Source organism: Mucilaginibacter sp. (assembly GCF_028288105.1).
In the GTDB taxonomy this organism is placed as follows: Bacteria; Bacteroidota; Bacteroidia; order Sphingobacteriales; family Sphingobacteriaceae; genus Mucilaginibacter.
The window spans coordinates 1-10,168 of record NZ_JAQBOI010000308.1; the positions used below are offsets into that span (position 1 = coordinate 1).

A 10,168-nucleotide genomic window follows, 5' to 3' on the forward strand; every position below is an offset into this window, starting at 1 on the left:
TCCATCAAAATAGCTGCGCCATGGTCGGCCTTGGTGTATATCAATTGTTTTTCAAGCGCGCTTTGCACAAAGTCCTGCATGTTTACATCAATGGTTGATATGATATCCGCCCCTTCTTTAGGTGCAATCTCATCATCATCATTAATAGGCATCCAAACACCACCAGCCATGCGGCGTTCCAGGCGTTTACCACTTTCGCCGTTTATGTAATTGGCATAAGCCCCTTCAAGGCCAACGCCGTTTTTTACGTTAGCATTTTTATACCCAATGGTACGTTCGGCCAAAAAGCGGAACGGAAAAATACGCCTGTTCTGCTGAATAACGATCAAACCACCTTTGTATTTACCCAGGTTAAAAATGGGGAACTTGCGAATGTCTTTCAGTTCATGATAAGTAACCTTGCGCCTAACCAACTGGTAGCGCGAGCTATCCTTACGCGCATCGCGGAAAAGCCTTGAATATTCGCGGGCCGATTTATCACCAAAATAACTAGACAGTTTCATGGATAATGAATCTATCTTCTCATTAAATATTTTATAATTCTCAATACCACCGGCAAGCATATCCATATGCAATTCATACTCGGGCACCGATGTTGCCAGCAAACTGCCGTCAACCCCAAATATATTTCCCCTTGTAGCTTCAATGTTTTTGTAACGGGTAGACTGAGCCTTTGACATAGCCTGCCATTTTTTACCCTGTACAAATTGCACACGGCAAAGCTGAAATACCACCGCTGCCGCAAAAAGAAGGATAAACCCAAACGCAAGGTAAACCCTTACAAGTATGTTGGTTCTGATACTCATTCCTGTACGTCCTCCTTTACAGTTATTTTTTGTGGCGGCTGCTGCGATTCCTTAATACCTAATGTATCGGCACGCTTTGCCACCTCGGTCAATGTGCTTTTAAAGGCCAGGTCGGCTTTGCTGCTTTTATATTCCCAGCTTAGCTCTTTAACCTCTTTACCTATTTTATCAATATCACGTATGTTGTTTTCAGACAGGTGCCTGTTACCTATATATAACATCCCCAAAAAAGCCACGTACAATATAAAAGGCAAAGCATGGGTAGCATCATCAGTTGTGATGACCCCATTTTTTAAGAATTGCGTTAAAAAGTTATCGGGAATTTCCTTCACAGGCTTTTCTTCCACAACAAGTTTTTGCTCTTCTAACTCTTCCTCCGGAATTTCTGTACGCAAACGATTTGTCATTTTTTTACAGCTATTCTTAGTTTAGCACTACGTGCCCTATTGTTATTTAATATCTCTTCGTCGCTTGCTATAATAGCACCACGACTAACCGCATCAAATGGGCGGTTGTTATTACCGTATAGATCTTTCTCTACCTCCCCACTAAATTTGCCTTTGGCGATGAAGTTCTTTACCAGCCTGTCTTCTAACGAGTGGTAAGACATTACTACCAACCGGCCACCCGGTTTAAGCACCTCTGCCGATTGCATCAAAAAATCTTTAAGGGCTTCCAGTTCCTGGTTAACCTCTATCCTTAGCGCTTGAAAAACCTGCGCCAGGTATTTATTTTCTTTCCCACGGGGGATGATATTACTTATCGCGTTCTTCAGATCGGCTATGGTAACTATAGGGCCATTCAGCCTTGCGGTTACAATGGTTTTAGCCAGCGATTTTGCATTTTGAACTTCGCCGTACATACCAAATATGCGGTGCAGATCGGCCTCGCTGTAGGTGTTAACCACCTCTTTGGCACTTAAGTCTGAAGCCTGGTTCATACGCATGTCCAGTTCCGCATCAAAGCGGATAGAAAAACCACGCTCGGCCTGGTCAAACTGGTATGATGATACACCCAGATCCGCCAGTATCCCATCAACCGGGATAGCATCATGCAGGCGGGTAAAATTTTTAAGGTATCTAAAGTTTTGATCAATGAAAGTAAAACGCTCATCATCAATAACATTTTGCTGTGCATCGGCATCCTGGTCAAACGCAAGCAATTGCCCGCCCTCGCCTAAATGTTTCATTATTTCGCGCGAGTGGCCGCCACCACCAAAAGTTACATCAACATAAGTACCGTTTGGTTTAATATTTAAAGCCTCAATACACTCGGCCAGCATAACCGGGGTATGGTAATTACTCATCGCGCCCCCTTCCTTTGTTGCCCATTACCTCTTCGGCTAAATCAGCAAAATTATCGGGTTCGTTACTTATCATTTCCTGGTGCGCTTTCTTGTCCCAAATCTCCACTTTATTCAATAAACAGGTAAGCACCACCTCGCCGGTAATGCCTGCGTAATCCAATAAATGCTTCGGCAAATTCACTCTTCCGGCGGCATCGGGCTGCAATAAAGTTGCTCCACCGGTAAAATACCTTACAAATTTGATGCTTTTTCTATCGTATTCGTTAAGTTTGCTAAGTTCGCCGAGCTTTATGTCCCACTCCGATTTAGTGTAAATAACAAGATAGTTCTCAAGGCCACGATTGATCACAAGACCTTCATTATCAGCTTCAGGAAGCTGTTTTTTAAGGTCCGAAGGGATCATCATCCGCCCTTTGGCATCCAGTTTACAATTAAATTCTCCGGTTAAATAGGACATTCTATACGGTCTACAATATTTGTAAAGTAAAAGTAGATTACTTTTACCACTTTTTACCACTTTTTACCACCAAAAAGTTTTCAACATTTTTGGTGCCTTTTCGACTATTTTATGTTGCGAATAATTATAGCTTTGAAACTGTATTTACACCGCCAAACATGATAATTGTTATACAATGCACAGACCGTGTAGGCCTTGTTGCAGCTATATCGGGCCTGCTGGCCCAAAAAGAATTCAATATCATTAGCATGCACGAGCATGTAGACAATACCGCTAACCTGTTTTTTATGCGCCTGGAAGTTGATAAAACCGGTGGTGCTGAAGGACTTGAAGAAAATCTGCAGGATATTTTACCCGAAAACGCGCTCATAAAAATCAACCCGCTGCCCGAAAAAAAGATAATTGTGCTGGTTACAAAAGAATACCACTGCCTTGCAGATATTTTGATACGTAATTATTTTAAAACACTGGGTGCCAGCGTGCAATGTGTAATTGGCAACCACAACACCCTGCAGGATGTTTGCCAAAGATTTGATATCCCCTTTTACCCGGTGCAGGCTACTGAAGACAAGGCTGCCTTTGAACAAACCATCATTGATATCACCAAAAAATACGAGTTTGATTACCTGGTGCTGGCTAAATTTATGCGGATATTATCGCACGATTTTGTGAGCCGTTTCCCGATGCAGATCATCAACATCCACCACTCTTTTTTACCGGCATTCGCGGGTGCAAGCCCCTACCGCCAGGCCTACGAACGTGGGGTAAAACTGATAGGCGCCACAGCACATTATGTAACCGACGAACTGGACGAAGGCCCCATCATCGCGCAGCAAATTATCCCCGCCGACCACTCGCATACCGTCCATGATATGGTTAAAGCCGGAAAGGAAATTGAAACCGCCGTTTTAGCCAAAGCCCTAAAACTGGTATTTGACGACAGGGTGTTTGTTTATAAGAATAAAACAGTAGTGCTGGAGTAATACATATGTCTACCGGTTTGACACACGCGGCACGCGTGCGCCAGCTGAGGCATTTATACTACATATTGCCTCCTGGCGTTATTTTGATATAAATTGGAGGGAAAAATACCGACTTACCAGTAAAATCTTTTTTATTAAATCTCATTATCCCCTCCATTTCATCATACGAAAACAGCTTTTTTTGATTTGGATAATCGGGCTCCCAGCTTACAGGAATCAACAAGGAAACATCAGTATATGATTTTATTTTGGCATACTTTTCTAAAGTCGCCTTATCATCATGCCATTTTTTTCTGTTTAAATATGCTTTAACAAATGTAGAATCGGCGCTATCAGAAAATTGAATACTGGTTACTTTTCCATTCTTACTAATGTCAACTTTGAGCATTGTAAAAGTTGGAGTAGTTGTAGACATATAAGATGATGTATAAAAACTATGATATATACCATTTGAGAATTCGTTGAACAAACTATCGGAAACCGAGTGTTTGTATTTCTCATTATTCAGCACCCTATCTTGAGCAAAAGATACAGTAATTTGTGAAAGGACGACGCTAAATATAATTACGCTTCTTGAAATATTTTTCATTTACCATATCGATTTAAGCGGCTGTATCTGCAAATCCTCTATCTCCATACCGTTGTTTACTATACTTAAACGGGTGTATGGTTTTTTGGGGAAGTAAATACCGGTAAGGTTGCTCAATCCGCCATCGGCGAAGAGCTCAACAGAGGAAGCGTCTACCAATAGCTCAAAATTGGATGTTGGCGAGAGCGATATCCTTGGCGCATACGATATCGATGCGAACTGCTTGTTGAAGCCATTTTGCCCGGCCTTTGTGCGGTCTATATAATAACGGCTGTTTTTGGCATCGTAACCTATTACAAGCTTTTCGCCTGCATTGTTAGATAGTATTACCGAATAATCTTTTACTGCCTGTGTATTAAATTTAAGTGTGTACTGCGCCGGAGTTTGTTTGATCACCGAAAATATGTTGTTATCCTTTGCTAAAAGTCCGGCGTCTACATTTATAGTTTTGGTTATTATGTTTTCCAACTCTTCTACCGGGTTTGAAGCCAGCCAGATATCGCCTGCGGCCGATTTTAAAGAAAGTTCGCGCGGGATAGTCATAGCGCTGCGCCATTTAACGGTTGGCGCTTGGTTAGCATATAGCCAGTTACTCATCCACCCTAAAAATATTTTACGGGTACCGGTGTTTGACCATGTTACGCCTGCATAATTATCGGGCCCATGATCGATCCATTTGGTTTCTGTACTGGTTGGGGTAAATTTGCTGCCATCAAAGTGGCCCACAAAATACTGCGTAGCCGACCCATCATTGGGGCCACCCGGGTTAATACTTACCAGCAATACCCAGTATTCTTTCCCGTTAAGTTTCAATGGTATAAGATCCGGGCATTCCCAAACACCGCCGTGGGCACCAAGCATCCGGCCAAATTCGCTTTCTTTTTTCCAATCCTTCAAGTTGGGCGACGAATAGAAGGTGATCCTATCTTTAGTGGCAAGTGTCATCACCCATTTATTGCCGGGCGCGTACCAAAACACTTTAGGATCGCGAAAATCTTTTATACCGGGGTTTTTAACTACAGGGTTGCTTTTATACTTTGTCCAGGTGGTACCCTCATCAAGGCTGTAGGCAATGCTTTGATTTTGATAGGTTGATGCACCCGCCTTCTCTCCTTTTGGGTCGTGGTGGGTAAATATGGCTACCATGGCGGGTTTACCCTTAGTGCCAAAGCCAGATGTATTGTCTTTATCAATTACCGCGCTGCCCGAGAATATATAGCCCAACTTATCCGGATATAATGCTATGGGTAATTGCTTCCAATGGATCAGATCTTTACTTACGGCATGCCCCCAGTGCATAGGCCCCCAAACCGTAGCTTTTGGATAGTACTGAAAAAACAGGTGATAGTTACCTTTATAATACACCATCCCGTTTGGGTCGTTCATCCATTTCTCTTTAGGCGAAAAATGCGCCTGCAGCCGGTAAGGTTCCTGGTATAATTTAGTGGGTGCTTTTTGCGCCTGTAATGATACGGCGGCTACAACAAAGCATATTGTAAGTAATCGTTTTTTGATCTCCATCGATGAAAATTCAGGTTAATATTATCCGCTTTTACATTTAATGCTAAAGCTAAGTACTATTGAACTGATTTGTAACAACGATAGTATAAAATTGTTAGTCGAATTTAACCGTCTCGGGACCCGATACTTTGGCAATATGGCAATTGCAACCGCCGCCGGATACTTTTATAATAGCCTTTTTAACCTGCCCTGTAGTAACGCTCGTAGCTGTAATGCTCACATCGTCGCCTTCGGCAGAATACTCATCCTTAGTGCCGTCTGACGCGATAAGTACAAAACCAGCCACAAAACTGGCAGCGGGTGGATATGAAGGCGGGGTTATTGTTTTACCCGTACGCAGGTTTATTATAGTAACATCCTTTACCTGCGCGGCATCCCCATTATGGTTATTGTAAACAATACCCAAATACGCAAACATAGCCGTACATGCCTGCATCTCGCAAGCGGGCTTATTATTACTTTTTTTACAAGCCGATATACTGAAGGCCAAAAGCAGTACACAAAGTAGTTTCTTATACATAATTGGTTGGTTTATTAGTTAATACGTATTTTTCAACTACTATGCTACAGCTAATATAATAAACCTGTAAGATGGTATTTATGCACCTTACAGGCTTATATGAACTACCTGCTTTGTTTAAGCTGCTGTACTTCTTGTTTTAGATTTTCAATTTGTGCCTGCTGTTCTTTTATAGCGCCAACTAATAGCGGCACCAATTTTTCCAGGTCAACTTCGGATGTGGTAACGGTACGCTGGGTGCCCTTGCCTGCTGTGTACCAGTTATGGCGGTTACTCACAGCCGAAGGAACTATAAGCTTTGCATCGTTAGCAATAAACCCAAATTGCTTACCGGCAGGTAAATTAAGCTGCTTGTATTCGCCGCGGTTATACTCGTAACTTACGGGTTGCAGTTGGGTAATATAACTAAGCGAATTGGCTACCGGTGCAGTATTGGTTTTAATACTGCTATCACTTACTTTTTGGGCAAACGTGGCAGTACTAATAATAACGAACAATATAGATGACAATATGATTTTAACACAAGATTTCATGATTATAAGATTTAATTTTTAGATAATATTTTACCTGCCTGCTTATGGCAGGGATGATAAACAATGCAATAAATTAAACCGTATAATTTGGCGGAGGAGTAGGTACTGGTGAAACCCAGGCTAAATGGTGGCTGCTTTTTTCATCAGGGTAAATAATGACTTTATAATACATGTGCAGTTGCGGAAATGCCAGATCCTGATTGATAGCCCAAAATTCTTTCGGGTTACTTTCTTTGTTTTCGTTCTTCTCGGCTGTATCATCATCGTCACTTCCCGGCCAGCAATCGTTTTGGCAAATGTTGGTTTTTATCAGTATTGAGGTAATAGATACGCCTGTACTTTCCAGTATGGAAAATATGCATATAAAAACAAGTAAGTGTTTTAACCAGGTGAATCGCATAAGTAAAATACTATGCAAACATAGCAAATTCGGGATTTAAGACAAAATGTTTTATGATAATGAACGCTAATCAACCACTATTTTTTCCGGGCCTGCCAGTTTTTCGACATGGCAATTACAACCACCAGAAATTTTAAAAATGGCGGATATGGGCTTATTGGTAGCAGCATTTATAGCGGCAACCTTTAGTTCGTCGCCTTCGGTAGAAAGTTCTTTTTTATTAGCATCGCTTACAATAGTATGGATCATGGGCGAGAACCCGGGGTCGACCATGTTTTTGGCCACAATGGGTTTATTGGTGCGCAGATTGATAACTGCAAAATCTTTCACTGCCACATTATTCCCATCCTTATCAACAAACTGCGTACCTACCGAAGCAAAGATATCAGTACAGATCTGATTTGTGGGGCAACCACCGTTGTTCAGCTTTTTTGTACATGATGAGGTAACAATTGCCAGTGATAAACAAAAAATGATCAGCTTTTTCATAGTGAGATATTTTATTGTTAACGCATAACTATTAAAAAGGTTAATATAACAGCTTATAATATCTGGTTAAACTCCATCCGTTCACCATCGGGGCCGGTTATATTAAAGTACTTGCAGCCGTTGGCCCAAAACTGCAGGAACACAGGTTCAGGTTCTATGATATTAAAGCCGGCTTGTTGTATAGTTGTAAAGGCTTCATCAATATCGGGCACGTTAAAAGCCACGTGGTCGATATGCCCGTTCTTTCGGGTGTGTATCTCACTTAAAGCAGGCTCGGGTAATTGGTAAAGCTCAATAACCATTTCGCCGCGTTGCATCATTATGCAGGTGCCGGGCTTCCCGCCATCTATAAAACCAGCCTGCATTACGTTTGCAAAGCCCAGGCGCTCGTAAAAGGCTTGCGAGTTGGTGATATCGGTTACCGGGATGCCGATGTGTTGGATAGCGGTGATGTTGATGTTTTGCATAATTATAAAGTTAGCAGAAGCTCTATAGGTTTCGGGCCGATTTATAAACTCCTTACAGTAGATGTTCACGTTCACGGCCGTGAACACTCGCAAATATAGATGAACACTTGATAATCAAGTAATTAACATTTACCATACTGACAAAACAGTGTCAGAGGATTATTGAATTTTACATTTGCTGATATTGCAGAGATGTTCTCTTTTTTTCCTCGTTAAGACAGACGCAATACATCAATTTCATATCATATAAAAAGGCGCGAAGTATCGCGCCTCTACAATAACAAATTCATGGGTAGAGACGCGATACTTCGCGTCTTAATATTTCCTACAACACCCTTACCTTCAAATAACTTGGATGCAGTTTTGAGCTATATACCTTGTGGGTTGCCTTTTTAAAGTCGGTATCCTTGGCTTTCATAATATCCTGGAACTGCTGGGTATTCCTGTCGATCAGCGGGAACCAGGTGCTTTGGATCTGTACCATTATGCGGTGGCCTTTTTTAAAGGTATGCAATACATCCTGCAGCTCGAAGTTTACCGGGGTAACTTTGCCGGGCACAAATGGCTCGGGCTTTTCAAAGCTATTACGGAACTTGCCACGCATAGCCTCGCTGCGTACCATTTGCTCATAACCGGCCATGTTTACTTCCTTACCGGTAAATTTATTGGCAGTGGCCGTATCCGGGTAAACATCCAATACTTTCACAACCCAATCGGCATCGGTACCGCTGGTGCTTACTTTTAGGTTGGCCCAAATGTTGCCCGCAATGGTAATGTCTTTATCCAACACTTCGGTTTTGTATGTAAGTACGTCAGGGCGTTTCTCGGCGAAGCGCTGGTCGGCGGTCATGTACTCACGTTTCATATCAAAATCTATCCCATCGATAAACGGAACCGGGTTCATTGGGTCTGATACAAACTCTTTAAAATCATCTTTAACAGTTGTTGGCGCTGTAAATGATAGCTTACCACCCGGCAGCAGGTATAGGTTCTTCTCAACAGCCTCGGCCGGTGGCCATGCCTTATAGGTTTTCCATTGGTTTACACCGGTTTCAAAAGTAGAAGCCTTTTGCAGATCCAGCGGTGTACCTTTAAGGTAATGACTAAAAAACGCGAACTCTATTTTCTCCCTGTAAAACGGACCTGTAGCATCACCAAAGCTAACATCGCCTAAATGGTCGCCGGCGCCACGTGCCCAGCCGCCATGCACCCATGGGCCCATAGCAAAGTAAACCGGTGTGGTTGGGTTCTTTTTAGCTAATACTTTGTAGGTGTTAATAGCGCCATATAAATCTTCGGCATCGTACCAGCCGCCTGTAACCAGTACAGCTGTTTTTATATCGTGCAGGTGGGTTAAAACATTGCGGTCTTTCCAGTGCTGGTCATAGTTAGGGTGATCCATCATCTCGTTCCACAGGCGAATGGTATCTTTATAATACTTCACGTTGGAGTTGCGCATGCTGCCCATATCCAAAAAGAATTTGTAGCCATCTTCGGTACCCGGGTTAAAGCCTTTTGCCCTGCGCTGAGTAGGTTTATCATCCTGCCTGTTTGTAAAGCCCGGGTAGAAACCAAAGTTAGCTACCAGCATAAAAGCGCCATTATGGAAAGCATCATCGCGGTACAAATCTGCAATTGGTGCCTGCGGCGATGCGGCTACCAAAGCGGGGTGGCGACTTAATAAAGCGGTTGTAGTATAAAAGCCGGGATAAGAAATGCCCCATACCCCTACCTTGCCGCTATTATTCGGCAGATTTTTTATCAGCCAGTCAATCGTATCATAGGTATCGGTGCCCTCGTCAACATCTTTATTGGTTTTGTGCACTTCCAGCTCGGGTGTCATTTCCTCGTAAATGCCTTCGCTCATCCAGCGGCCACGTACATCCTGGTAAACAAAAATGTAACCATCATGCACAAACTGGGTTGAGGGACCAAGGCTGCCTTTGTATTTATCTGTACCATACGGGGCCACACTATAGCAGGTACGGTCCATCATGATGGGGTATTTTTTGGCTTGATCTTTAGGTACGTAAACCGATGTGAACAGCTTTTTGCCATCGCGCATGGGGATCTGGTATTCAAACTTGGTATAGTTCT

General features: G+C 42.7%; 12 protein-coding genes and 1 pseudogene. 1 reads left to right on the top strand and 12 read right to left on the bottom strand.

The features are described from left to right. The 4 genes and pseudogenes from JWQ85_RS20450 to mraZ all read right to left on the bottom strand — a co-directional run. Positions 1–806, bottom strand: a pseudogene (locus JWQ85_RS20450) (cell division protein); the annotation flags it as partial. After that, positions 803–1,213: an FtsL-like putative cell division protein gene (locus JWQ85_RS20455; protein WP_299471303.1), complete on the bottom strand. Its 411-nt coding sequence runs from the start codon at positions 1,211–1,213 to the stop codon at positions 803–805. The gene JWQ85_RS20455 and the pseudogene JWQ85_RS20450, both read right to left, overlap by 4 nt. Continuing rightward, a complete protein-coding gene (gene rsmH, locus JWQ85_RS20460; RefSeq protein ID WP_299471305.1) occupies positions 1,210–2,112 on the bottom strand; it encodes a 16S rRNA (cytosine(1402)-N(4))-methyltransferase RsmH in 903 nt (300 codons plus the stop codon). Before rsmH ends, JWQ85_RS20455 begins: the two co-directional genes overlap by 4 nt. Continuing rightward, positions 2,105–2,569, bottom strand: coding sequence for a division/cell wall cluster transcriptional repressor MraZ (mraZ, locus tag JWQ85_RS20465; RefSeq protein ID WP_299471307.1), 465 nt, complete (start codon positions 2,567–2,569; stop codon positions 2,105–2,107). Before mraZ ends, rsmH begins: the two co-directional genes overlap by 8 nt. 158 nt (positions 2,570–2,727) lie before the next feature. Between mraZ and purU the strand changes: the two genes are divergently transcribed. Next, positions 2,728–3,552 carry a formyltetrahydrofolate deformylase gene (purU, locus tag JWQ85_RS20470; RefSeq protein WP_299471308.1) on the top strand — a complete coding sequence of 275 codons (825 nt, stop codon included), beginning with the start codon at positions 2,728–2,730 and terminating at the stop codon, positions 3,550–3,552. Between the two features lie 58 nt (positions 3,553–3,610). Here the strand turns inward: purU and JWQ85_RS20475 are convergent, their stop codons facing one another. The 8 genes from JWQ85_RS20475 to JWQ85_RS20510 all read right to left on the bottom strand — a co-directional run. Beyond that, positions 3,611–4,141 (bottom strand): hypothetical protein, encoded by a 531-nt coding sequence (locus JWQ85_RS20475; RefSeq protein ID WP_299471310.1) that lies wholly within the window; start codon positions 4,139–4,141, stop codon positions 3,611–3,613. Beyond that, the gene (locus JWQ85_RS20480) at positions 4,142–5,662 is read right to left on the bottom strand and encodes a glycoside hydrolase family 32 protein (RefSeq protein ID WP_299471311.1); all 1,521 of its coding nucleotides are present in this window, start codon (positions 5,660–5,662) and stop codon (positions 4,142–4,144) included. A 94-nt stretch (positions 5,663–5,756) separates the two neighbouring features. Continuing rightward, a complete protein-coding gene (locus JWQ85_RS20485) occupies positions 5,757–6,182 on the bottom strand; it encodes a hypothetical protein (protein WP_299471313.1) in 426 nt (141 codons plus the stop codon). Between the two features lie 104 nt (positions 6,183–6,286). Continuing rightward, a complete protein-coding gene (locus tag JWQ85_RS20490; protein WP_299471315.1) occupies positions 6,287–6,715 on the bottom strand; it encodes a tail fiber domain-containing protein in 429 nt (142 codons plus the stop codon). A gap of 73 nt (positions 6,716–6,788) precedes the next feature. Continuing rightward, positions 6,789–7,115 carry a hypothetical protein gene (locus tag JWQ85_RS20495; protein WP_299471317.1) on the bottom strand — a complete coding sequence of 109 codons (327 nt, stop codon included), beginning with the start codon at positions 7,113–7,115 and terminating at the stop codon, positions 6,789–6,791. 66 nt (positions 7,116–7,181) lie between these two features. Beyond that, a complete protein-coding gene (locus JWQ85_RS20500; protein ID WP_299471318.1) occupies positions 7,182–7,604 on the bottom strand; it encodes a hypothetical protein in 423 nt (140 codons plus the stop codon). Positions 7,605–7,657: 53 nt separating this feature from the next. Then, a complete protein-coding gene (locus JWQ85_RS20505; RefSeq protein WP_299471320.1) occupies positions 7,658–8,071 on the bottom strand; it encodes a VOC family protein in 414 nt (137 codons plus the stop codon). A gap of 325 nt (positions 8,072–8,396) precedes the next feature. Continuing rightward, a partial coding sequence (locus tag JWQ85_RS20510) for a CocE/NonD family hydrolase (RefSeq protein WP_299471322.1) occupies positions 8,397–10,168 on the bottom strand: 1,772 nt, incomplete at its 5' end.

Coding starts and splice junctions, on each gene's coding strand:
- JWQ85_RS20455 (WP_299471303.1), bottom strand. CDS start 1,213: ATGACAAATCGTTTGCGTACAGAAATTCCGGAGGAAGAGTTAGAAGAG.
- rsmH (WP_299471305.1), bottom strand. CDS start 2,112: ATGAGTAATTACCATACCCCGGTTATGCTGGCCGAGTGTATTGAGGCT.
- mraZ (WP_299471307.1), bottom strand. CDS start 2,569: ATGTCCTATTTAACCGGAGAATTTAATTGTAAACTGGATGCCAAAGGG.
- purU (WP_299471308.1), top strand. CDS start 2,728: ATGATAATTGTTATACAATGCACAGACCGTGTAGGCCTTGTTGCAGCT.
- JWQ85_RS20475 (WP_299471310.1), bottom strand. CDS start 4,141: ATGAAAAATATTTCAAGAAGCGTAATTATATTTAGCGTCGTCCTTTCA.
- JWQ85_RS20480 (WP_299471311.1), bottom strand. CDS start 5,662: ATGGAGATCAAAAAACGATTACTTACAATATGCTTTGTTGTAGCCGCC.
- JWQ85_RS20485 (WP_299471313.1), bottom strand. CDS start 6,182: ATGTATAAGAAACTACTTTGTGTACTGCTTTTGGCCTTCAGTATATCG.
- JWQ85_RS20490 (WP_299471315.1), bottom strand. CDS start 6,715: ATGAAATCTTGTGTTAAAATCATATTGTCATCTATATTGTTCGTTATT.
- JWQ85_RS20495 (WP_299471317.1), bottom strand. CDS start 7,115: ATGCGATTCACCTGGTTAAAACACTTACTTGTTTTTATATGCATATTT.
- JWQ85_RS20500 (WP_299471318.1), bottom strand. CDS start 7,604: ATGAAAAAGCTGATCATTTTTTGTTTATCACTGGCAATTGTTACCTCA.
- JWQ85_RS20505 (WP_299471320.1), bottom strand. CDS start 8,071: ATGCAAAACATCAACATCACCGCTATCCAACACATCGGCATCCCGGTA.